Source organism: Streptococcus azizii (assembly GCF_001984715.1).
In the GTDB taxonomy this organism is placed as follows: Bacteria; Bacillota; Bacilli; order Lactobacillales; family Streptococcaceae; genus Streptococcus; species Streptococcus azizii.
In genome coordinates this window covers 123,876-146,697 of record NZ_MSPR01000003.1, presented here as the reverse complement: position 1 = coordinate 146,697, position 22,822 = coordinate 123,876, and the positions used below count along the sequence as shown (strand labels likewise).

Annotated in this window: 21 protein-coding genes and 1 riboswitch; of the genes, 2 read left to right on the top strand and 19 right to left on the bottom strand. The window is 42.2% G+C overall.

The genetic code is table 11. The annotated features are described in order from the left end of the window. Positions 1-6 precede the first annotated feature (6 nt). From brnQ to BVE84_RS02950, 4 genes are all read right to left on the bottom strand, one after another. Positions 7-1,332: a branched-chain amino acid transport system II carrier protein gene (brnQ, locus tag BVE84_RS02970; protein ID WP_076995601.1), complete on the bottom strand. Its 1,326-nt coding sequence runs from the start codon at positions 1,330-1,332 to the stop codon at positions 7-9. Between the two features lie 411 nt (positions 1,333-1,743). Further along, entirely contained in the window at positions 1,744-3,606 is a 1,863-nt protein-coding gene (locus tag BVE84_RS02960; RefSeq protein ID WP_076995599.1) for a heavy metal translocating P-type ATPase, read from the bottom strand. Between the two features lie 59 nt (positions 3,607-3,665). Beyond that, positions 3,666-3,772, bottom strand: a riboswitch (NiCo riboswitch). 193 nt (positions 3,773-3,965) lie between these two features. After that, positions 3,966-5,273: a surface-displayed alpha-enolase gene (eno, locus tag BVE84_RS02955; protein ID WP_076995598.1), complete on the bottom strand. Its 1,308-nt coding sequence runs from the start codon at positions 5,271-5,273 to the stop codon at positions 3,966-3,968. A gap of 124 nt (positions 5,274-5,397) precedes the next feature. Continuing rightward, a complete protein-coding gene (locus tag BVE84_RS02950; protein WP_076995597.1) occupies positions 5,398-6,408 on the bottom strand; it encodes a YeiH family protein in 1,011 nt (336 codons plus the stop codon). A gap of 258 nt (positions 6,409-6,666) precedes the next feature. Between BVE84_RS02950 and BVE84_RS02945 the strand changes: the two genes are divergently transcribed. Continuing rightward, the gene (locus tag BVE84_RS02945) at positions 6,667-7,113 is read left to right on the top strand and encodes a DUF1694 domain-containing protein (RefSeq protein ID WP_076995626.1); all 447 of its coding nucleotides are present in this window, start codon (positions 6,667-6,669) and stop codon (positions 7,111-7,113) included. A gap of 438 nt (positions 7,114-7,551) precedes the next feature. On the opposite strand, the gene serB is transcribed toward BVE84_RS02945, so the two are convergent. From serB to BVE84_RS02900, 9 genes are all read right to left on the bottom strand, one after another. Beyond that, positions 7,552-8,193 (bottom strand): phosphoserine phosphatase SerB, encoded by a 642-nt coding sequence (gene serB, locus BVE84_RS02940; RefSeq protein ID WP_076995596.1) that lies wholly within the window; start codon positions 8,191-8,193, stop codon positions 7,552-7,554. A 51-nt stretch (positions 8,194-8,244) separates the two neighbouring features. Continuing rightward, complete coding sequence (gene ezrA, locus BVE84_RS02935; RefSeq protein WP_076995595.1) at positions 8,245-9,969, bottom strand: septation ring formation regulator EzrA; 1,725 nt, start codon at positions 9,967-9,969, stop codon at positions 8,245-8,247. A gap of 87 nt (positions 9,970-10,056) precedes the next feature. Then, positions 10,057-12,009: a DNA topoisomerase (ATP-hydrolyzing) subunit B gene (gene gyrB, locus BVE84_RS02930; RefSeq protein ID WP_076995594.1), complete on the bottom strand. Its 1,953-nt coding sequence runs from the start codon at positions 12,007-12,009 to the stop codon at positions 10,057-10,059. Between the two features lie 206 nt (positions 12,010-12,215). Next, complete coding sequence (locus BVE84_RS02925; RefSeq protein WP_076995593.1) at positions 12,216-12,752, bottom strand: DJ-1 family glyoxalase III; 537 nt, start codon at positions 12,750-12,752, stop codon at positions 12,216-12,218. Positions 12,753-12,759: 7 nt separating this feature from the next. Then, entirely contained in the window at positions 12,760-13,986 is a 1,227-nt protein-coding gene (locus BVE84_RS02920; RefSeq protein WP_076995592.1) for an FtsW/RodA/SpoVE family cell cycle protein, read from the bottom strand. 407 nt (positions 13,987-14,393) lie between these two features. Continuing rightward, entirely contained in the window at positions 14,394-14,636 is a 243-nt protein-coding gene (locus tag BVE84_RS02910; RefSeq protein WP_076995590.1) for a type B 50S ribosomal protein L31, read from the bottom strand. A gap of 98 nt (positions 14,637-14,734) precedes the next feature. Beyond that, a complete protein-coding gene (locus BVE84_RS10835; protein WP_158071995.1) occupies positions 14,735-14,884 on the bottom strand; it encodes a hypothetical protein in 150 nt (49 codons plus the stop codon). Continuing rightward, positions 14,865-15,830: an FAD:protein FMN transferase gene (locus BVE84_RS02905; protein ID WP_076995589.1), complete on the bottom strand. Its 966-nt coding sequence runs from the start codon at positions 15,828-15,830 to the stop codon at positions 14,865-14,867. Before BVE84_RS02905 ends, BVE84_RS10835 begins: the two co-directional genes overlap by 20 nt. Next, complete coding sequence (locus BVE84_RS02900) at positions 15,817-16,755, bottom strand: DHH family phosphoesterase (RefSeq protein WP_076995588.1); 939 nt, start codon at positions 16,753-16,755, stop codon at positions 15,817-15,819. Before BVE84_RS02900 ends, BVE84_RS02905 begins: the two co-directional genes overlap by 14 nt. 99 nt (positions 16,756-16,854) lie before the next feature. Between BVE84_RS02900 and BVE84_RS02895 the strand changes: the two genes are divergently transcribed. After that, a complete protein-coding gene (locus BVE84_RS02895; protein ID WP_076995587.1) occupies positions 16,855-17,310 on the top strand; it encodes a flavodoxin in 456 nt (151 codons plus the stop codon). Between the two features lie 675 nt (positions 17,311-17,985). Here the strand turns inward: BVE84_RS02895 and srtB are convergent. The 6 genes from srtB to BVE84_RS02865 all read right to left on the bottom strand — a co-directional run bounded on the left by srtB (position 17,986) and on the right by BVE84_RS02865 (position 22,802). Next, entirely contained in the window at positions 17,986-18,825 is an 840-nt protein-coding gene (gene srtB / locus BVE84_RS02890; RefSeq protein ID WP_076995586.1) for a class B sortase, LPKTxAVK-specific, read from the bottom strand. Between the two features lie 171 nt (positions 18,826-18,996). After that, positions 18,997-19,512: a hypothetical protein gene (locus BVE84_RS02885; protein WP_076995585.1), complete on the bottom strand. Its 516-nt coding sequence runs from the start codon at positions 19,510-19,512 to the stop codon at positions 18,997-18,999. Between the two features lie 131 nt (positions 19,513-19,643). Continuing rightward, complete coding sequence (gene whiA, locus BVE84_RS02880; RefSeq protein WP_076995584.1) at positions 19,644-20,555, bottom strand: DNA-binding protein WhiA; 912 nt, start codon at positions 20,553-20,555, stop codon at positions 19,644-19,646. Further along, complete coding sequence (locus BVE84_RS02875) at positions 20,552-21,526, bottom strand: YvcK family protein (protein WP_076995583.1); 975 nt, start codon at positions 21,524-21,526, stop codon at positions 20,552-20,554. Before BVE84_RS02875 ends, whiA begins: the two co-directional genes overlap by 4 nt. Continuing rightward, entirely contained in the window at positions 21,523-22,410 is an 888-nt protein-coding gene (rapZ, locus tag BVE84_RS02870; protein WP_076995582.1) for an RNase adapter RapZ, read from the bottom strand. Before rapZ ends, BVE84_RS02875 begins: the two co-directional genes overlap by 4 nt. An 11-nt stretch (positions 22,411-22,421) precedes the next feature. Beyond that, positions 22,422-22,802: a RidA family protein gene (locus tag BVE84_RS02865; protein WP_076995581.1), complete on the bottom strand. Its 381-nt coding sequence runs from the start codon at positions 22,800-22,802 to the stop codon at positions 22,422-22,424. Positions 22,803-22,822: the final 20 nt, after the last annotated feature.

The following is a 22,822-nucleotide window of genomic DNA, read 5'->3' as shown; positions in this document are numbered from 1 at the left end:
ACAGGGTCATTCCAAAGTAAACTCTTCTGTTGTTTGCCCATCAGGCATGCAGATAGAAAATAGAATCCCGACAACTGCTGGTACCAGCCATGGAAGCGAGGCTTCTGCAAATGGCAGGGCTTGGATGACCTGATGGATACCTTCCAATTTGAACTGATCTGCGATAATCGTCGCAAAGGCAATAATGGTGACAAGGGAAATCGTGAGTTGCATACCTATTTTTGATAAGGGAACCAAGCGATTGACAATCACTAAAAGGACGATAGCAATAGTAATCGGATAAAGAATTTGTAGAACAGGTACTGAGTAGGAAATAATCGCTGATAGACCAATATTCGCAATCCCAAACCCGATCAAGGTAAAGAGGGTTGCATAGACTTTATATCCTAACTGTGGAAACGTTTTTACAAAAAACTCTGAGGTCGATACAATCAGGCCAACTGTGGTCGTAAAGCAGGTCATGGTCACCATAATGGCTAAAAAGATTTGAGCTGTTGAGCCGAAAATAGCCTGTGTTGCTTGCGATAGTACATAAACACCCTTATTAGTCTCAGATGCCATCACCTCAGCTGGTATTGGAAAATGATTCCCTAAGAATCCAAGACCAATATAGAGGGCACTAAATCCTAGAGCCACCACTATTCCAACAATCCAAATAGTAGAGACATATTCTTTTTTCGAGGCAAAGCCAAGCTGGTTCATGGTCTCGACCGCAATGACGCTGAAAGCGACAGAGGCAAGGGCATCGAGTGTATTGTAACCTTCTAGAAATCCTGTTCCAAAAGCCGACGTTACATAGGTAGCAGAGGCTGCTGCAGGACTGCTACTACCGTACTTTGTAGCTCCCAATATTACCAATACCACTATCAATAAGGCAAAGACAGGTGTCAATATTCTCCCCACCAAGTCTAAGATTTTAGATGGATTGAGCGAGATGAGATAGGCTGCAATAAAGTAGACAGCCGTAAAGATGAGTAAGCCCCATTGACTATTCGTAGCTAAAAGCGGAGCAATCCCTACTTCATAGGCTGTGGTAGCTGTCCGTGGAATCGCAAAGAAAGGACCGATGGACAGGTAGAGAGCCACTAAATAGACTGTTGCAAACCACGGCGCAATTTTACGTGAAATTTCATCAACATACCCTTTAGGATTCAAGGTCCCAATAATAAGGGTCAAGACAGCAATCCCTACTCCTGATAAGACAAATCCACTAATGGCAGGCCAAAAATTCTCACCAGATAAAACACCGAGTGTAGGAGGGAAAATCAGATTTCCTGCTCCAAAAAATATGCCAAACAGGAGCAAACCTGTTAAGGAACCCTTTTTAATCATGAAAATCTCCTTTAAATGTAATAGCTTTCATTATACCAAAATCTTGACTCAAGATAAACGTATCCTTACTATTTTTAAAGGTTTTGTAAATTCAGAATCTTCATATAACTTGGCCATTTCCCCCATAGATAACACTTCCAGCGAGAGCCTCTACCCACTATCTACCAGTCAGTACAAAAGGAGAGGGCTAATACCCTTTAAAAATCAACAGTAGGCTAGCTTTCACAATGAAGAATTGTGAAAGGTGAGATAGGAGATTAGCACCGCTAATTTCATTATAATCGAAGCCGAAGGTAGTTGAGAGCTTGCCAAGGCGAGTTGACAAGGTATCCTTTTGATTTCTAAAGAGTATAATGTCTCCATGACAGGATGAGCTAGGTCTCTTCTTCCGAGATATGCTGTTGATCAGAACTATAGGTCCGTATCATCTGCCAACTCCATGCCTGCTTTTTTCCCTTTCAACAATCTCAAACCGTTTAAAATAACGAGAATGGTTGATACTTCATGAAAAAAGACACCTTTCGTCAAATCAAGGATTCCCATAAAATTTAAGACCACTAGGGAAATAATGACCGCTATCGAAAATCCAACATTAAAGCGTGTAATCCTACCGTATTTTAAGCTAAGTTGATGGAGGAGCCATACTCTGGTCAAGTTATTGTGGATAATGATGACATCACTCATCTCCAATGCTACATCTGTTCCACCACCCATGGCAATTCCAATATCTGCATGAGCTAAAATTGGGGCATCGTTGAGACCATCCCCAATCATGGCAACTACTCTCTCCTCCTCTGCATACTCTTTCAGATAGGCAACCTTATCCTCTGGCAAACACTGGGCATGGACGGTTTTTATCCGCAACTGGTCAGCGACACATTGAGCTGTTTGCTCCCTATCCCCTGTCAGCATAACCACTTCGACACCTGCTTGTTGTAGGGCCGTAATTGTTGTACTGGCTTCATCACGTAAGGTGTCGACCAACTCGATAAAACCAACAATTCGACCAGCCTGCGCAATAAACAAGAGGGTTCCATCACTTTCTTTTTTCAAATAATCCTGAGGGTCGACAAAAGATTGGACAAACTGTTGGCTACCAATCGCCATATCCCCCATTTGGATACCATACCCTATCTGCTCTTTTACAGGTCCGACTGACTCAGGAACACCATAGTCTATATCCCTAAAATGAGTCAAGATAGAAGTGGCTAAAGGATGTGTTGACCTGCTTTCCATGTAGAGTAAGGACGGTAGAAGCTCAGGCTTGTCCAAATGATAGTCATGCACTCGAAATGCCCCTCTAGTCAAGGTTCCTGTTTTATCAGCACAGAGAACAGATAGTTGCATCATCGTTTCCAAGACCTGACCATTTTTAATCAACATCCCATTTTTAGCTCCAAAACTCATGGCACTGAGCATGGCAGGGGTAATAGACGCAATCAGGGCGCAGGGACTGGCTACCGTCAATAGAATCATACCACGATAAAAGGCTTCAACCAAGGACTGCTTTTGAACCAAAATCAAGCAAGCTATAAAGACGATGACCCCTATCAAAACTGCTATCACATATGTTTTTTGGAGTCGATGGATGTGTTGATCTCGCTTACTCTGACTGTTACTAGCTGATTGAATCAATGAAACAATTTGAGCATAGCGACTCTCGCTGCTTCCTTTAGTGACCTGATAAGTAGCGGTATCTCCCACGTTCAATGTTCCTGCAAAGACCTGATCTCCCTTTTCTTTCCTAACAGGTAAACTCTCCCCCGTCAATAGACTCTCGTCTACCAGCATCGATTCCTGTGCCTCCCCATCCAGTGCAATCTGCTGTCCTTTGGCCACTACAAGAACCTCCTGAAGCCGTATATCTTCAATAGCTCTTACTTCTACCTGACCATCGCTTCGCAAGACACTAGCCTGCTTGGGGACTTGGGTCATTAAGGTTTCCATAGTTTTCATAGATTTTCGATAAACATAGTCCTCCAAGACCTCAGAAGTCGCAAAGATAAAGAGCAATATAGCGGCTTCACTAAAATAACCAATTACAATCGCTCCAAGGGCTGATAACACCATCAATAAATCCACTTGAAAATCTCCTGTATCAAGCATCTCCTTGATGACATCTTTTCCAATGGGACCTCCTAACAATATAATGGCTAGTAGCAAAAAAGCAGCACTCCCATTTGCTGAGCTATTCTCTAAGAGTAGTCCCATCCCCAGACTGAACGTCCCTATAAGAAAAAGAATTCCCCTTGTCGTTTTCACAATAGCATGCATTGCCTTTCCTCCTTTTGATATATGAAAACAGAAAAAAGAGCACACCTATGGACAGTTTGTACTGTCTCACAGATATGCTCAGTTTGATACTAAACCACTTCTGCTGTCTACACACTTATAGACCCGGCTACGTAAAAATTTTTACTGCTTGTTCATATTATTTATATATGACACCAGTATAGCACATATCACTAGAGGTGTCAATCCTTCCTTCAGAAAAGTTTTTAAAAGCCTATATTTTAAAGATACTGTATCCCAGTGTAGTTTGCTATTATTGTAGTAGATTCAAAAAAGCACCTTGGGATAATACCCAAAGTACTTTATATCAAGGCTTTACAGCCCTTACTCTGTGAAAGAGATTATTTTTTCAAGTTGTAGAAAGAGTTCAAACCTTTGTAAACTGCAACTTCAGCAAGTTGGTCTTCAATACGAAGCAACTGGTTGTATTTTGCAATACGGTCAGTACGTGACAAGGAACCTGTCTTGATTTGACCAGCATTTGTTGCAACAGCAATATCAGCGATTGTTGAATCTTCAGTTTCACCTGAGCGGTGTGATACAACCGCAGTGTAACCAGCTTCTTTTGCCATTTCAATGGCTTCAAATGTCTCAGTCAATGTACCGATTTGGTTCACCTTGATAAGGATTGAGTTAGCAGCTCCTTCTTTGATTCCACGCGCTAGGTAGTCAGTATTTGTAACGAAGAAGTCATCACCAACTAATTGAACACGTTTGCCAAGGCGTTCAGTGAGGGCTTTCCAGCCATCCCAGTCGTTTTCGTCCATACCATCTTCGATAGTGATGATTGGATATTTGTTCACCAATTCCTCTAGGTAATCAATTTGCTCTGCAGAAGTACGTACAGCAGCTCCTTCCCCTTCAAATTTAGTGTAATCATAAACCTTGCGCTCTTTGTCATAGAATTCAGATGAAGCACAGTCAAAACCAATCATGATTCCATTTTCACCAGCTTCGTAACCAGCTGCCTCGATTGCTTCGATGATTGTTTCAACACCGTCTTCTGTTCCTTCAAATTTAGGAGCGAATCCACCTTCATCACCAACAGCTGTTACCAAACCACGAGCCTTGAGAATTTTCTTTAAAGCATGGAATACTTCAGCACCCCAACGAAGTCCTTCTTTGAAAGTTGGTGCACCAACTGGCAAAATCATGAACTCTTGGAAAGCAATTGGAGCATCTGAGTGAGAACCACCATTCACAATGTTCATCATTGGTGTTGGAAGAACTTTTGTATTGAACCCACCGAGGTAGCTGTAAAGTGGAATTTCAAGATAGTCAGCAGCAGCACGTGCTACAGCAATAGAGACACCAAGGATTGCGTTCGCTCCTAATTTACCCTTGTTTGGAGTACCATCAAGAGCAATCATTGCGCGGTCAATCGCTTGTTGATCACGGACATCATATCCAACGATAGCATCTGCAATAACATTATTTACGTTATCAACAGCTTTTTGTGTACCAAGACCAAGGTAACGGGATTTGTCTCCATCACGAAGCTCTACTGCTTCATGCTCACCAGTAGAAGCTCCTGAAGGAACCATACCACGACCGAATGCACCTGATTCAGTGTAAACTTCTACCTCAAGTGTTGGGTTACCGCGTGAGTCTAGGACTTCGCGAGCGTAAACATCAGTAATAATTGACATTTTTTACTCTCCTTTGAGTTAATTTTATTTACTAAACCATGTTACCTCAAAATCGCTTTTTTTTCAAGGAAAAACTCGTTTTTTTCGTACATAGTTCAATGATAGCGTTTCCTCCTCGCCACTTCTAACCAATTTGGAAAATAAAAATCAACATCAGTGCCATCACTAGCTGAAACATCCCGATTAAGCCCATGTAAATCAGAAATTTCGGACCTTCTTGAAGGAATTTTTTAAAATCCAAACGGAGTCCAATCGCAGCCAGTGCAGTAATTTCAAACCAAGAACTAGACAGTTTTGAAGCTGTGCTAAAAAAGACAGGGAGCGAGAAGCTGCTATTGAGGAGACACAGTATCAAAAAAGCTAGAATATACCAAGGAACATTCGTAAACATCGATTTGGCAGTCGTATGTTCAAGGGGGGAAACCTGATTTTTCTTAGCCATTAAGCGCTCAAAGACAAACACCACAAGCACTAGAAAAAGAATACGTGTAATCTTAAACAAGGTAGCGTATTGGGTCACCCTTGGGCTAATGAGGCTAGCCGAAGCTACTACTTGTCCTACAGACTGTAAGATTCCACCAATCATGGCACTATTTGCTAAATCTGAAAAAGCAAGGAGCTGCACCCCAACTACAGGCAGGACAAACATCAAAATAGTTCCTAAGAGATTTATCAAGACAATCGCCTGCCCCTTATCCCTACTATCTGCTCTGATAGCTGGCGCAATCGCTCCAATAGCTGATGAGCCACAGACTGCATTCCCACCTGCAATCATGAAAGATAGTTCATCTTTAAAGCCGAGTCTTCCACCTAAAAAATAGGTGAAGAGAATGACACTAACCATCATGAAAATAATGTAAATCAGACCTGAAAAGCCTAAATCTCCAATCGTCTGAAAGGTCACAGTTAGCCCTAGTAAAGCTACAGACAATTCTAATAGTTTACTTTCTGAAAACTTCGTTCCCTTTTCCAGACGCTTACTCCTACAAACTGTGTTTCCTAGTACAATACCAATGCAAATTGCTAAACTAGCCGCACCGATGCTAGGAAAAAAGGTTGCCAATCCTTTTGCAATGGCTGCTATCAGGATAGACAGGAATAAGCCAGGTAGAATGTGCTGATAGTCTTGTTTCATAAATACCTCTCGCGACTCAAAGAAAATCAACCGTAGATACGCTTTCTTTCACAAGAAGAATGATGGAAGAAAGGAGATAAGGCTAGTATGGCTATCCTTATCACAATCGCAAATCGAACTTCTCTTCGTTATCCATTATCCGAGTATCATTTTACTGTTCAAAGGATATTCATCCAACTTTCATCCTACTATTGTACCACAATTAGTTCTCTTTTTCCGACTATTTCCGAAACTGTACTTTTATGGTATACTATGACTATGAAAGATATCAACGACATTATTATCCAACAAGCTGCCGGTGGTTTGAAAGTCAACCCAGATGAGCAACGAAAATTTTTGCAGACTTTTGAGGAGCGTGTCATTGGCCTGTGCAGCATTGACGAAGCCAATTCTCAAGAATTGGCAAACCATTTCAAAGAAATTCTAGGACAGATTACCCAGAATTACAAGCCTGTCTTTGTCAAAATTTCACCCTTTATTGCTAACCAGAGGCAAATTTTCTATCTAAAAACCGCTCAAGAATTGGGGTGTGAAGCCACCATCGTTTCTGAAGACTGTGCTACTGTCTTTGGTTTGGTGATTCATACTGACCGTCCGAGTCAAAGGGAGGAAAAGGCCCTCTTAACGCAATTTGCTACACTTCTCCACCCCACACCCAGCAAAAGGGAGACAAAATCCTCCTTTTGGAAAAAACTATTTGGGTAGGGCGTATACTCTATAAAATCAACATCTGAATAGGGAATATTCCTCAAACCAATTCAAGCGTTGCCTTATACTCAATAAAAATCAAAAGGATACCTTGTCAAGAGTCTCGGTGAATTGAACACGGGCTAAAAGCTCGGAAAATAGACAAACACTCCTAGAAGTTACACTTCTTCGTCATGTTTCCTAATTTTCAGTCGCTTTTTAGACGCCCTTTGTATCTTGTATAATTGAACACGCCCAAAACAACAAAAAATAGACAGAGAATTGTACTCCTGCCTATTTTTTGTTGTTTTGGGCTATCATACTGTTCAGAAGAAAGGGCCTTGCCTCAATCTCATTGGCAAATAGGCCACACCGAATCTCTCCGTCAATGAGTGGATTCCCTCTTGAAGTCTGCTACTCTTCTGTTTATTTTGACTCTTTTATGGGCTTTACATCCTATTGGGCCGTATCCAACAATTCTAGAACTTTAGCAAGATTTTTTTCGTTGATCTGATAAGGAGCCTGTTCTTGCACAATCGGTTTGGCACAAAAGGCAATTCCAAGACCTGCTGTCTGGATCATTAACAAATCATTGGCACCATCTCCAACCGCAATAGTCTGCGCCAATTCTAAACCGTTTTCCTCCGCCCATTGTTGCAGGCAGGCTTTTTTCGTTTCTTTCGTGACAATATCACCTAGAACACGACCAGTGAGAATCCCTGCTTCTACTTCCAAGCGGTTGGCCTTGACGTAATCAATTTCTAGCTTCTCCGCCAGTCGATCTACCGTTTCATGAAAACCTCCCGATACTACTGCAACCTTGTACCCCCTCTTATGCATCGCTTCGACCAGCTCTCTTGCTCCAGGAGTAAAATGGATCCTTTCTGAAATAGCTTCAAATATACTAGCAGGCAAGCCTTTTAATAGGGCAACTCGCTTCGCAAGCGCCTCTTTAAAATCAAGCTCTCCCCGCATCGCACGCTCAGTAATTGCCGCTACCTCGCTTCCTACACCTGCTTCTTCCCCCAGTAGATCAATTCCTTCCTCCAAAATCAAGGTACTGTCCACATCCATGACTAACAATCCTTTTACCGGCATTTTCCCTCCTTATTTTATCTATCTAAAACAAAAAGCCCTAGGGCTTCTTGTTTAGTAACGAATCGTTTCTCTTGTTTTTTCATACGAACGGACGAAGCGTTCTGTGACACCTGGTTCAACAGCTTCTAAGGCAAATGAAATTTCCTCAAATGCTGCTTGATAATCATAGTCCTTTTCAAAGATTGCTAAGGAGCGATTAAAGGCTTGTTGGATGGACGCATTTGACGAACGATAGCGATTTGAATATTGAAGTAACTGCTCTGTTAGCGCCGCATTTTGAACAATGGTATAAGCTACTTCTTCCAATTCGTTCATATCAAATGAGGCATTTTCTAACAAGCGATTGACAATCTCAATATTGATTCGTTTGTAGTCTAACTCTGCTAACAGGGCCTCTACATGACCACTTGCCCTAAAGAAAACAGATAAGAAATCCTCTGGGATACCCGGTAAACTACGTTTTTCCATGTAGCGTTTCAAGGTATGCAACTGATTGATATAAAGAGTCGCTTTCTTGCGAGCATTTGTCTCAGATGTCTCTTGTGATGTCAAATAATCCGCCAAGACCAGTTGCTCCTCTTCCATTTGTTTAAGAGTTGTAAGAGCATGTTCTAGACGCTCCTCAAGAATCGAATAAGCAACATTTGGGGTTTCTAGCTCTGCAATACTGTCATGCACAACCGTTTCCATTGAGGATAGCTTCGCAACGAGTTTAGAAATTCGAGATAGCTTGCTTTCAACTAAAATGTAGGAATGGTTCAAGCGTTCTGCTTCCTCTGTCAAAACCCCAGTATTCTGAACGACATGTTCAAGGAATTTTGGTAGCTTCTTGCTCATCCTGACAGCTCCCTTATGAGCTTCAATTTCCCGAGTAAAGATTTGGTATAGGTAGTCAATCTTCGCTTGGATTTCGTCAATTTCTACCTCGGCAGCCTCTAAGTCAAATGATACGATGAGGGCTGTTGTTTCACGAATAGCCACTCGGATTTCCTGGAAATGCGCTTCAACATTCCCTTCTGTAAATAGGTATCCTTCCTCCACTAATTTGCGATAACCAGCTTCCAAGTCGTCCAGCTGGTCTGGGAAAGCCTGATTGACTTTCTCAATCAAGGCAGGAAGGCGATCCATAATTTGATTGAGAGCAATCATATGCTCTTCGGTCTTATCCAAAATGCCTGCAGCTTCAATCGGATCACCAGATGAGTTCAACATCACAAATTCAGAAAATTCAACTTCTATATTTTTGAGTTGTTTTTCCAATTCTGGCAAGGTTTCACCATATTGTTCAGCACGCTCACGAACAGATTCTTGCAGACTATCAAAGAGATCCAAGGCATGTTTCACACGACCTGAATTTCTCTCTTCCTGTTCTTTTAAATCTTTTAAACCTTGACGAATAGCAATAATGTCTTCTTCAATCAAATCAATCTGACTTTCAATGCTATCAATCGCACTCTTAGCGCGAACAAAGCGGAAAGAATTATTAAAGGCTTCTGCCTCAAAAATATGATTTTCAATATCCGCAAAGGAATTGAGAGATAGGTCTACCCACTTCTGATTCCATTCTCGGAAAGACACCTGACTTTGTCCAATCAAATGCAGGCTCTTCACTGCCTCTACTTCATCGTTGACAGGTAGGTTGAACAAATCTTCTTTTCGATCTTCCAAGGCAATTAGTAAATTATCATTTCGTTTACGAGCGATAAGACAGATAATATAGGCAATAATTAGGATAACAACAATCGCGACGATTAAAATGATTGTTCCTCTAGACATGTAAATCTCCTTAGATAATAGTTTGTACTGGAAAATATCGCTTTATTATATCATACTTTTTGGCGATATGCACTCGTTTTTAGAAAATTAAACATCAAGTGTCGAATAGACTGCATTTTCTTCAATAAATTCGCGACGAGGTTCCACCTTATCACCCATGAGCATATCAAAAATCTTATCTGCTTCCGCCGCATCATCAACAGATACACGAGCCATTAGTCGATTATCTGGGTTCATGGTTGTTTCCCATAATTGGTGATCATCCATTTCTCCAAGCCCCTTGTATCGCTGAATGGTTGGCTTTGAACGCCCTTGGCTATGGCGCTCAAGTGCTTCCTGTAATTCCTGCTCTTGATTGGCTCCCGGCTGAATGTACTCTTTGACATCACTTCCAACCTTAACCCCATAAATAGGAGGTTGGGCAATATAGACATAGCCAGCTTCCACAATCGGACGCATGTAGCGATAAAAAAGCGTTAGGAGTAAGGTTCTGATATGGGCTCCATCAACGTCGGCATCCGTCATGATAACGAGTTTTTGGTAGCGAGCCTTGGTCACATCAAATTCTGCCCCAAATCCTGTTCCCATAGCAGTGAATAGGCTACGGATCTCCTCGTTTGCCAAGATTTTATCCATGCTGGCTTTTTCAACATTGAGAATTTTTCCGCGGATGGGCAAGATTGCTTGAAACTCCCGATTGCGTCCCGATTTAGCTGAGCCTCCCGCTGAATCTCCCTCAACGATAAAGAGTTCCGTTTGAGCGGGATCATTTGAGGAGCAGTCTGCTAATTTGCCTGGTAGGTTTGATATTTCTAAACCTGATTTCTTACGGGTTACCTCCCGCGCTCGCTTGGCTGCAATCCGAGCCTTACTTGCCAAGATTCCTTTTTCCACTATGCGCCGGGCAATCTGCGGATTCTCTAAGAGAAACTCTGAAAAGGCTTCTGAGAAGAGACGATTTGTAATCTTGACCACCTCACTATTTCCGAGCTTGGTCTTGGTTTGCCCTTCAAACTGTGGCCCAGGATGTTTTACAGAAATAACAGCGGTCAACCCTTCGCGAACATCCTCACCCGTCAAGTTATCCTCGTTTTCTTTGAGGATTTTATTTTTCTTAGCATAGTCATTGATCACGCGGGTTAAGGCTGTACGAAATCCTTGCTCATGCGTCCCACCCTCATGGGTATGGATATTATTCGCAAAGCTGACCACATTTTCATGGTAGCTTGTCGTGTATTGCATAGCTACTTCAACTGTAATATCATCCATTTCCCCATCAGTATAGATCGGTGTTTCAAAGATAACATCCTTATTTTCATTAAGGTATTCGACGTAAGACGCAATCCCACCTTCATAGTGGTATTCCTTACTTTGCTCCAGCCCCTCACGCTTGTCAGTAATGGACAAATGCAGACCGCGATTCAAGAAAGCTAGTTCTTGCACACGCTTGTTCAGTTTAGCAAAATCAAACTCGATCGTTTCAGTGAAAATTTCTGGGTCTGGTGTGAAGTGGACCGTCGTTCCTGTCTTATCTGTCTGGTCAATAATTTCGAGATCCGCCACTACTTCTCCTCGGCGGTATTCTTGGTAATAGACATTCCCATTCTTATAGACCCGCACGTCTAGTTGCGTTGATAGGGCATTGACAACTGATGAACCTACCCCGTGCAAACCACCCGATACCTTGTAGCCTCCACCGCCAAATTTTCCTCCAGCATGTAGCACAGTAAAGACTGTTTCAACTGCCGGGCGACCCGTCTTTTCTTGAATATCAACCGGGATACCACGTCCATTATCAACGACTGTAATGGAATTATCCATCTCAATGTAGAGTTCGATATGGGTCGCAAAACCAGCCAAGGCCTCGTCAATAGAGTTATCTACAATCTCCCAGACCAAATGGTGTAACCCCTCTTTTGAAGTCGACCCGATATACATCCCAGGACGCAAGCGGACTGCTTCAAGACCTTCAAGGACTTGAATTTGACTGGCATCATATTCCTGAGCTTTTTCCTGTAAGTTATTGATTTCTTCTGTCATTCTTCTTCCCTTATCTTCTAAGTCATACAAGTTTCAAAAAACATAGATATTCATGACCTTCCTGCTACTTGATGATGAAGCCATTCATTATCAAACTAGCCAAATCAGTACCTCTCATTATATCATATTTTTTACTATTTTCCTACAAAAAAAGGAGTGAGAACACCCTAAGAGATTTCTTTCACTCCTTCTTTCTTCAAGCCCTATCACTCATACACCATAGCAGCTGCCAAACTCTCTGCATCTCCCCCAAGAAGTGCCACCAGACGGTAGGCAAAAGCTAAGGCTGTTCCTGCTCCTCTGCTCGTCACGATATTACCGTCAACTACAACTGTATCTGTCACATATTGCCCAGAAACAATATTCTCCTCCTGACTAGGATAGCATGTATAGCGACGATTAGCTAGAAGCCCTGCTTTTTCCAAAACAATCGGGGCTGCACAAATGGCTGCCACATACTGATTCCTATTTGCAGTTACTTGTATCGCCTCAATCAAACCGGCATGGTCACGCAAATGGATAGAGCCTGGCATCCCTCCTGGTAAAATAACCATATCATAGTCAGTCAAGTCCCCTGTGAAAACCTTGTCTGCTTGCACCTTGATACCGTGAGAGCCTTCAACTTCTCTGGCTGTCAATCCCACCATATCACATTCTATTGATGCCCGACGCAGAACATCTACTGGGGTTAGGGCTTCGATTTCCTCAAAGCCATTTGCTAGTATCACTGCCACTTTTTTCATAGCACACCTATCTTTCTATACGTTTGATTGTGATTTTCTTATATGCCCGTGACTTAGTATAACGCTGTTCGTTGGACAGGGTGTATTGATAAGTCATCGATAGCATCAAGCCGACACCGATTAGGTTAGAAATGATGGAGGAGCCTCCTTGAGAGATGAATGGCAAGGGAATTCCTGTCAAGGGAAGGACTCCTATAGCCGCTCCGATATTTTCAAAGATATGAAAGAGCAACATCATGATATAACCTGTCGATATGTAAGTATAAAAACGGTTATTGGACTGTAGGGTAATCCGCAACATGCGATAAATCAGCAAGGTATAGAGTCCTATCAAGGTCACGCCACCTACAAACCCAAAGTCTTCCCCAATAACAGTGAAAATCATATCGCTCTCACGAACGGGAACCAGTAGATTAGTTTTATTAAAGCCCAGACCAGTGAGACCACCGCTACCAATAGCGATTAAACTTTGAGCCTGCTGGTAGGTCGTCGATTTGGCATTTTTAAAGGGATCTAGCCAGGCTGCAATACGGTTAATCTTATAGGTATCCATGCCCATATTGTGTAAAAAAGTCGTCCCTCCCGGCGCAATGAACAGAAGTAAGAAGCCCCCTACTAAGACAACCATTGTTAGAAAGGTTGGTAGCAAGATTTTCCACGACACACCCGAGAGCAAGACCATTCCGCTGAAAATAGCTAGGAATACAAGAGAGGTCCCCAAATCTTTTTGGAAATATAGAAGCAATAAAACAGGAAGCGTCCATATCGTCAAATAGCCAATCAGCTGAAAATCTTTTTGAAGGGTCTTTACAGGATGTTTCTTTTGAAAGGTAACAATGCTTCGAGCCATCATGACGATATAGGAAATTTTCATAAATTCAGAGGGCTGAAAAAGGGTCACACCACGAATCGTTACCCAGTTTTTTGCACCTGTAGATGCGACCAAGGTAGGACTATAAAATACCAGGGGTAGGATCATCAGACCGATCCCCAACACATATAAAATCGGGGTCATTTTCCAGAGAAATTTGGTACTAAATAGCATCACTAAAAAGGCAAAACTAATCCCTAGCAGAATCCAAATCAACTGTTGCCCCACAATGGAGGCTACATTGTGAGGATAATCTTGACTGACTGCGATATAAACTGAGACAATTCCAATTAGCAGTAAGAAAAACACGGGTAAAATCAGGGCATAGTCAACACGACTCTCCAAAGAAGGAGTTTTCTTCATCTTTTCGTCCTCATACTTTCAAACAATTCACTTTCCCAGTATAGCAGAAAAAGTGATAATTTTGAAATAAGAAGGTGAAGAAAGTTGGACCAGATCTTCTAAAAGATATACTGAAAATTTCTTCATCATCAACTCCCATTTTCGAGACAAGACCATTAGCCCTAAAATTGTCGTTTCACCTTCTCTTATACTCCACCAGAGCAAGATTAGCTTTCTCATTCCTAAGCTCATAAAAAATGCGCCACTGGACTGGAACTCGCTATTCTGTTTCCGAGCGAGTGAAAAAACAGTCCAATGGACTGGAACTCGCTATCCTATTTCTTGGCAAGTGAAAAAACAGTCCAATGGACTGGAACTTGCTATTTTATTTCTTGGCGAGTGAAAAAACAGTCCACTGGACTGTTTTTTTATTTGAGGCCGTACTTTTTGTTGAAGCGATCCACACGTCCATCTGCCTGAGTGAACTTTTGACGTCCAGTGTAGAAGGGATGTGAGTCTGATGAAATCTCCACACGAATCAATGGATAGGTTTCACCTTCAAATTCGATGGTTTCTTTAGAGTTCTTTGTAGAACCGCTAAGAAACTTGTAACCAGTCGTTGTATCCATAAATACAACTGTGCGATATGCTGGATGGATATCTTTTTTCATTTTAAAAATTCCTTTCTGCCATGGACTCTTTCCGAGCCATAGATAGTTTATAGTCTATCATATTTTCGCTATCTTAGCAAGACTTACCTCCAACTTTTTTAGTGAATGGAAGCTCCTGAAAGGGTATCGATTGTATCCCTATTTCCCAAATGACCTTCGGATGCACCAGAATCTGTATCCGTCTGTAAGTTGGTCATAGTGGCTGTGAATAGGGATAAATCGATGACTTCATAACCGCCCTCTTTCATACTCTCCTCCCCCTACTAATAAGATGCGATCCTGCAAGCCTGGCGTGATAATCATTTTATCATCTTTGGTGATGATTACAGCCTCAAGTCCTTCTTGGGCTAGCACAGTCTGATAGATGGCAGAAATCGAACTTCCAAAGAGGCGAGTAGTCCAAATCTCACCATCCACAGACCGTTTTGAGACAATGGTCAAGCTGGCTACATCGCTGGTGATAGGATAACCTGTCTGGCTATCAAAAATATGATGGTAGGTCTTTCCTTCATAGGTCAAGGTGCGCTCATAGATACCTGAAGTTACCACCGACTCCGCTCCGACTTTCAAAATTGCAACATTGTTTCCGCGTGGAAGTTTTGGATGCTGGATTCCAATCTGCCACAAATCATCTACGTTGTGGCTTGCTGGACCAAAAGTGAGGACATTCCCTCCCAGATTGATGAGTCCCCTTGATACACCTACCCGCTCCAGATGTTCCACAATACGGTCTGCAATATAGCCCTTTGCCAGAGCACCAAGATCAATCGCCATACCTGCTTTTTTCAGATAGACAGACCGTCCTTCCTCATCTAGTTCAATATCCCATGGATGGATAAGGGCTAGCTTTTCCTCAATTTCATCTTGATTTGGAACACGCGCATCCGCAAAGCCAATTCGCCAAGTTTGAACTAGGGGACCGATCGTAATATTTAAATAACTATTTGGCGCACAGCTGTGCATCTTTCCCAATGCAATCAAGTCGAATAAATCCGCTGCAACAGGTACCGCCTGCACTCCTGCATTGAGATTGACTTCCATGAGTTCTGACGTTAAATCATTGGCCGAAAACCGATTCTTATACAAATAAAGAAGTTCTTCTACTTGGTCTAAAATGGGGCTTGCATCCTGGTGCCAAATCTTCAACTCAATCACCGTCCCCATGAGACGAATACTCCGACTATTTGCCTGCATCCGCTGCCACCTGTTGTAATTCTCTGTAGATGATTTCATTTTCTTCCAAAGAGTAAGAATTTGCCCCACTAGCTAACGGGTGTCCACCACCATGATGGCGTTTGGCAATCCCATTGATTGGAAGAAATTTACTCCGCAAGCGTACTCGATAAGAACCATCTGGCTGCTCAACAAAGACGCCCCAGTTTTTAACGGTATTGACCCGACCCGGTACCCCGACGACACTAGCAGTATCAGCATCGGAAACACCATATTCCTTCAGCAATTTTTGACTGAGAACCACACGGGCTGCACCGTTTTCATCCACCTCCAAATGGTCGTAGACATGAGCAATGAGCTTGGCAATAGTGTAGTCTACCGAGTCCATCTGCCGCGAAAGTCCTGCAAAATCAAAGTCATACTGCCGAAGTTGCGCTACAATTTCAAAGGTTTTCGCAGAAGTTGCGGGATAAAGAAAACGCCCCGTATCACCGACAATACCTGCATAAAATAGATAGGCACTATCACGATCCAGTTCCAATCCCATTTCTAAGGCAAAGTGCGCAATCATCTCACTACAAGAACTCGCCTTGGTATCCACCCAGGAAATATCACCGTAAACGTCATCGTTTGGATGATGATCTATCTTGATGAGAAAGTCACCTTGATCGTATCGCTTGTCATCAATCCGCTCCTGATTGGCTGTATCTGTCACGATGACTAAGGCCCCTTGGTAGTCTGCATCCTCGATTGTCTCCATCTGCGCTAGCCAGGCAAGGTTCGGCTCTGTATATCCGGTCACCTTGATGGTCTTTTCAGGGAAATTTTTTTGTAACAGCCGTTGCAAACCCACTTGACTACCTAAGGCGTCTGGATCTGGCCTCATGTGGCGGTGAATCAGAATCGTTTGATACTCTTTTATCTTATCCAAAATCATTTCTAACATGCTAGATACTCCTTTTTCTCATTCTATCATAAAAGTAGCACTTTTGAAAATTTAGAGAATATGGTATACTAATGCTATTATCTATTTTTGGAGGAAATTATGGCACTGGCAAAAATTGTCTACGCTAGTATGACAGGCAATACCGAAGAAATTGCAGATATTGTCGCAACGAAACTCGAAGAGCTCGGTCTTGAAGTGCACAATGATGAATGTACGACCGTTGAAACCGAAGAAATTTTAGACGCAGATATTATCATCGTAGCAACCTATACCTATTCTTACGGTGGGGATGGTGAACTACCCGATGAAATTGTCGATTTTTATACGGACCTAGCTGACTACGACTTAACAGGTAAAATCTACGGTGTCTGTGGGTCAGGCGATACCTTCTACGAAGATTTCTGTAAATCAGTAGATGATTTTGACCTCATGCTCGCTTCACGTGGCGCAACCAAGGGGGCAGAAAATGTCAAAGTGGATTTGGCCGCTGAAGAAGATGATATCATCAATCTTGAAAAATTCGCAACCGACCTCGTTGCTGCTTTAGAAGCCTAGTCGGTCATCTATCAAAAAGGAGTGAGACGCATCAATCTGAATGCGTCTCACTCCTTTCTTTACTAAAAGATACAAAGCCCGTGAAAAACTCAAAGCGAAAATAGGAAATACGACGAAGAAACCAGAGTTTCTAGGAGTATTTATCTTTTTCGCACAGAGTTTAGGGCGTGTTCATTTAAGATGTGAGGACGTTAAGAAAATGTAAAGAAAAATAGGGAATTGGGGCAGATGACTTAGTTCATCAAGCCAATTCATCTTTTTTCTCACATTTTTAGTCCGAACTCAATTCCATAAGATGTGAGGACGTCAAAAAACCGACTGAAAAATAGGAGATTGACGACGTGTTCGTTGAACACGAGGAAATCTATCCCATGCCCCAGCTTCAGGTCCTATACTGACATAAGCATCAAATACTAATACTCTTTAAAAATCAAAAGGATACGTCGTCAAGAGTCTCGGTGAGTGAAAAGCTCCAGTGGAGGTTTTCAGCCTGTTCCCTTGAAATAGGGTGGAACAGAGTTCTACCTTCGCCTTCGTTTCCTAGTCTACTTTTGATTTTTATTGAGTATAAGTTGAATATCTATATTTTTGATTGTAGCACCTGTGAAACAAAAACGGATTCTGACCACATTTTCACTGTACTCTGTTAAAGTCAATTCACCAATAGATAGAACTCTATCGAGTCGCTACATATTCTAAATCTGCACCGTGTGTGGCAAGAAAGCTCCCTAGTTCCTGTTCGGATATCTGACGCATATAGAGATTAGAACGAATGGTTTCGTCCTCCTCACGACAGGTTGAGAGAACAAGGTATCGATCGCTTGCCTTTATTTCTATATTTGGATTTTTGGTCTGGGCAATAGCATAAATATTGCGTAGCTGAGTTAGAAAGTCTTCATCATCTGCAAAGGTGGTGCGATAAAAAGCCGTTTCTTCTGGTACAATCACAAGACCCACAGCTTCATAATACAACTTTCTCTCAGGTGTTTCTACTACCAAATACTTGTGTTGATCAAAATAGTCCTGCTTATCATAAAAATTAACATCATTGAACATGCGGTGATCAGGAACAGCGCTTCCACGTGCGTGACCAAATAACCAAGTTAAGCGGTCTGTAAAATCCTTCCGATTATCTGTATCCATAAAGACCGTCCCCATATAAGGCTCATAGCCCCCATCAAAAGTCTTATCCAGATAAGTAGCATTGTCACCTGTCTGAACCACGGGTTCATCTAGCATGGTACCTGGAGCGTAGATATAGGCTACCGTTTCTGGATTTACCTCTAGTAAAGGCGTGAACCGTTGCTTGAGCGCCTCTCTTTCGACTGCTGCAAGACGAGTAGCATCTGACAATGATTTAGCATCAAGACTGGTACTACTTGATGGAATAATATCTGGCTTAGCTGTTCTACCACTGAAATTTTTTACTGTCAGAAAAATAGCGAACATGACTAAAAGGAGGGCAATCGCCAAACCTATCCAGCCTTTCATAGGAGATGTTTTATTTCTCATCATGATTCCTCTATAAAAATAAGAGTGGAAGAAAACTTCAAGGTTCCTCAAAGAGTTCTTCCACCCCCCTAAAAATCTAGTTGTTTTAGCTTAAAACTCACCTTATTCCTCTGCCAAAGAATAGGCAGAAAGCAAAGGCTAGATTCTAGCTTCAAACTCACGAAGTGCTATCGATTATTTTGCAACACTTGTTTTTGGCAATACTTTCTTTTCAGCAACTGGAGCTGAGTTAGCAGAACCATTGGCATTACCAGAACCATTCGTTTCCTTCTTAGTCTCTTTAGCATCTTTAGTATATGCCATTACTTGAACTTCATAAACTTCCCCATTTTCACCTGGAACAGCAACAAACCCTAGTCCTAGGAAAGTATAACCAGAAATTTCCTTTGCTTCTGCTTGGAAACCTTCTACCGCTTCTGCAATCTCCTCATCTGTTTCATTATCAACATAAACTGTGACTTTCTTTGTTACAACTCCAGCTTCACTTGATGTAGAAGTTGATGAAGCAGCTTCCGTTGATGAACTAGCTTCTGTTGATGAACTAGCTCCTGTTGATGAAGCAACCTCTGAGCTAGAACTACTAGATGCTGGAGCAACATCATCAGCAGAAACACCAAACGACGCTGGAATTACTGCTAAACCTGCTGTTGCCAATGCTACAAGTGACAATAATTTAATTTTCTTATTCATAATAAACCCCTTTTAACGTTAATGTAATTGAAAGAAAGATTAGTTGAATCCTCCTTCTCTCCCATTCTACCCTCTATATGCAATTTTGTCAAGAATATTATAATAAAATTGCCATTATTTTATTACCTATTTTACAATTCATCTGCTATTTTATTGATTTTACGTAGACGGTGGTTGAGCCCACTTTTGGTAATCGGTTTTGACAGACTATCGGCTAGCTGCTGAATCGAATAATCAGGGTGTTGAATCCTCAGTTGAGCAACTTCTTGCAAGTCAGACGGTAATTGATCCAATCCGATGGTCTCCATAATCTTGGAAATATTATGAATCGTTTTCATACTGGCAGTCACAGTCCGAGCAATATTAGCCGCTTCTGCATTGATGGTCCGGTTGAGATCATTTCGTGTCTCTCGTAGTAGCTTCACATTCTCAAATTCAGTCTTAGCTTCTTCTGCACCAACAATCAAAAGAAAATCCATAATATCTTCTGCTCGTTGCAAGTAGGTGATACTGCCCTTGGAGCGCTCGATCACCTTACCATCCAATAGAAATTTTTGCAGGAGATGGGCCAAATCATGTGCATGATCCTCGTAGATTGAAGCGATTTCTAATTGATATTTCCCCGTTTCTGGATCCTTGACCGAACCACTGGCTAGAAAGGCACCTCGTAAATAGGACTGACTCCAACTATCGTTGTTCAAAATCGCAGGTGCAGTACCTGGCTCCATGCCAAAAAAGCTATCCGCTAGGTAAAGGTCATCCAAAATCTCACTGACACCTTTCTTCAAAAACACAGTATAAACACGGTTTTTCCGCAAATTGGTCTTTTGGTGATGACGGATCTCAGCTTTAACCCGGTAAAACCGATAGAGCATTTCATAGAGATGACGAGCAATTTTAGCATTTTCACTGCTGATAGATAGGGTGAGGCCTGCCGATGCTAAGCCTAAACTTCCCGATAGCTTAATCATCGCAGCCAATTCACTTTTTTCAGCCTGCCCTCGACTGATGATTTCTTCTTTTACTTGCACACTGAAACTCATGTTTTCACCTGCAAAATTTTCAACAGTTCTTCGACGACTAAATCACCATCATGAAAAGCTCCACCATTTTCAAGTCTTAAGAAATTAGAGGAGATGACTCTCTGAGCTTGCGATTGCAATCCGACAAAGTCATGCTTTACTTGAACCAAATATTCGTCGAACTGATGGGTGTTCATATATTCTTGAGGAACAGGTTCGATATTGACCAGAACCGTATCAATAAATGGTTGTCCTAGATGCTTGTTCAAGACTCGCACATGATCTGCATCACTGAAAAATTCAGTTTCCCCTCTCTGCGTCATGATATTGCAGACATAGGTTACATCCGCCTTGGTATCTTTCAAGGCCTGACCGATTTCTGAAATCATGAGATTGGGTAAAATAGAGGTAAAGAGAGAACCTGGGCCAAGGACAATCATATCACTTTCCAAGATACTCTCCACCACCTTCCGACTGGCTGTTGGTTCATCTTGATTATAGGAATTTGTCACGTAAACGTGATCAACCATACCCTTGTAGCCTGCGATCTTGCTTTCACCAACCACCTCATGGCCGTCTGTAAACACAGCGTGGAGGGTTAAGGCATTCTCACTTGAAGGATAAATTTTTCCAGTTGTATGAAAAAACTTAGATAAGAGTTGCATAGCGTGATAGGTCGACCCCTGCATCTCAGAAATGCCTGCTATAATCAGATTACCCAAAGGATGACCTGCCAACGCGCCATCGGTCTCTGCAAAACGGTACTGAAAGATGCGCTCATAGAGCTTGGGCATATCAGACATGGCTAGTAGGACATTGCGTAAATCACCCGGCGGTGTCATCTGCAAGGCCTGACGGATTTCCCCTGACGATCCGCCATCATCTGCCACCGTCACGATAGCAGTAATATCTACATCCTTGTCACGCAAGCTCTTGAGAATAACAGGAATGCCTGTGCCACCGCCAATGACGGCAATTTTAGGTTTTCTCATGAACGATTGACCGTCTCCTTTCGTCTATCTTTATCCCGATGGCTAAGATTGACCGTCCATCCTGTTTCCAAATCATCAGCGAGGCGCTTGGCAAAAGCTACGCTACGGTGCTGACCACCTGTACAACCAACTGCAATGGTTAAGACAGACTTGCCCTCCTTTTGATAGCCTGGTAAAATCGGCTCAATCAAGTCTAACAAATGACCATAGAAGGCCTCGGATTCCTCATGCTCCATGACATAACTGAACACTGGATCATCCAGGCCTGTCAAGTTTCGCAATTCAAGTTGGTAATAGGGATTGGGCAAAAAACGCACATCAAAGACCAAGTCCGCATCAAGTGGCAGGCCATATTTAAAACCAAACGAAATCACTTCCACCCTGAAAGAGGTCTGGTTTGTCAAGCTAGCAAACTGGTCTGAAATTTCCTTACGGAGATTGCGGGGCGTCAGCTCCGTCGTATCGATCACATTTTGACTCATATTTTTGAGTGGAGCAAGCAATTCTCTTTCTAGCTGGATTCCGTCAAGAACTCGTCCATCTGCCGCCAGTGGGTGCGAGCGCCGAGTTTCTTTATAGCGAGCCACTAATTCACTATCGGTTGCATCCAAAAAGAGAATTTTAAAGTCCACATCGTCGGCTGCTTCTATTTCATCTAAAACCTGCCGAATTTCTGCAAAAAAGGAACGACTACGCATATCAACAACAAGCGCCACCTTATCATTGTCTTGACTGTAGCGAATCAATTCTAAAAATTTAGGTAAGAGGGCTGGTGGCATGTTGTCAACTGTAAAATATCCCAAGTCTTCAAAAGACTGGATAGCGACGGTCTTTCCAGCACCTGACATTCCTGTAACAATCACAAGATGAATTTTTCCAGACATCGCTTCCCTCTCTAGCTTTCTACTACTGCAATCACTTCTATTTCAACTTTCACATCGCGTGGCAAACGAGCTACTTCAACTGCTGACCTAGCCGGAAATTCCGCTGTAAACGCTGTTTTATAGACTTCATTAAAAGCTACAAAGTCGTTCATATCGCTCAAGAAACATGTTGTTTTGACCACATGGTCAAAATCGGTGCCAGCTTCCCTCAAAATCGCTCGGATATTAGCCAAAACTTGCTCAGTTTGCTCTTCAATCGTTATCCCGACAATCTCTCCAGTTTCCGGAGACAGGGGGATCTGACCTGATGCAAATAATAAATTTCCAACAATTTTTCCTTGGACATAAGGACCGATTGCCGCTGGGGCTTTCTCTGTGTGAATGGTTCTCATACTCATACCTCTTTCATTTT

Bases quoted from the DNA above. Each gene is read 5' to 3' on its own strand.
- BVE84_RS02885 (WP_076995585.1), bottom strand. From the start codon at position 19,512: ATGAATAAGAAAATTAAATTATTGTCACTTGTAGCATTGGCAACAGCA.
- BVE84_RS02865 (WP_076995581.1), bottom strand. From the start codon at position 22,802: ATGAGAACCATTCACACAGAGAAAGCCCCAGCGGCAATCGGTCCTTAT.
- eno (WP_076995598.1), bottom strand. From the start codon at position 5,273: ATGTCAATTATTACTGATGTTTACGCTCGCGAAGTCCTAGACTCACGC.
- ezrA (WP_076995595.1), bottom strand. From the start codon at position 9,969: ATGTCTAGAGGAACAATCATTTTAATCGTCGCGATTGTTGTTATCCTA.
- rapZ (WP_076995582.1), bottom strand. From the start codon at position 22,410: ATGTCTGGAAAAATTCATCTTGTGATTGTTACAGGAATGTCAGGTGCT.
- brnQ (WP_076995601.1), bottom strand. From the start codon at position 1,332: ATGATTAAAAAGGGTTCCTTAACAGGTTTGCTCCTGTTTGGCATATTT.
- BVE84_RS02925 (WP_076995593.1), bottom strand. From the start codon at position 12,752: ATGAAAAAAGTGGCAGTGATACTAGCAAATGGCTTTGAGGAAATCGAA.
- gyrB (WP_076995594.1), bottom strand. From the start codon at position 12,009: ATGACAGAAGAAATCAATAACTTACAGGAAAAAGCTCAGGAATATGAT.
- BVE84_RS02875 (WP_076995583.1), bottom strand. From the start codon at position 21,526: ATGAGAAAACCTAAAATTGCCGTCATTGGCGGTGGCACAGGCATTCCT.
- whiA (WP_076995584.1), bottom strand. From the start codon at position 20,555: ATGAGTTTCAGTGTGCAAGTAAAAGAAGAAATCATCAGTCGAGGGCAG.
- BVE84_RS02900 (WP_076995588.1), bottom strand. From the start codon at position 16,755: ATGTTAGAAATGATTTTGGATAAGATAAAAGAGTATCAAACGATTCTG.
- srtB (WP_076995586.1), bottom strand. From the start codon at position 18,825: ATGATGAGAAATAAAACATCTCCTATGAAAGGCTGGATAGGTTTGGCG.
- BVE84_RS02920 (WP_076995592.1), bottom strand. From the start codon at position 13,986: ATGAAGAAAACTCCTTCTTTGGAGAGTCGTGTTGACTATGCCCTGATT.
- BVE84_RS02910 (WP_076995590.1), bottom strand. From the start codon at position 14,636: ATGAAAAAAGATATCCATCCAGCATATCGCACAGTTGTATTTATGGAT.
- BVE84_RS02960 (WP_076995599.1), bottom strand. From the start codon at position 3,606: ATGCATGCTATTGTGAAAACGACAAGGGGAATTCTTTTTCTTATAGGG.
- BVE84_RS02945 (WP_076995626.1), top strand. From the start codon at position 6,667: ATGAAAGATATCAACGACATTATTATCCAACAAGCTGCCGGTGGTTTG.
- BVE84_RS02895 (WP_076995587.1), top strand. From the start codon at position 16,855: ATGGCACTGGCAAAAATTGTCTACGCTAGTATGACAGGCAATACCGAA.
- serB (WP_076995596.1), bottom strand. From the start codon at position 8,193: ATGCCGGTAAAAGGATTGTTAGTCATGGATGTGGACAGTACCTTGATT.
- BVE84_RS02905 (WP_076995589.1), bottom strand. From the start codon at position 15,830: ATGCAGGCAAATAGTCGGAGTATTCGTCTCATGGGGACGGTGATTGAG.
- BVE84_RS02950 (WP_076995597.1), bottom strand. From the start codon at position 6,408: ATGAAACAAGACTATCAGCACATTCTACCTGGCTTATTCCTGTCTATC.
- BVE84_RS10835 (WP_158071995.1), bottom strand. From the start codon at position 14,884: ATGAAAGAGGGCGGTTATGAAGTCATCGATTTATCCCTATTCACAGCC.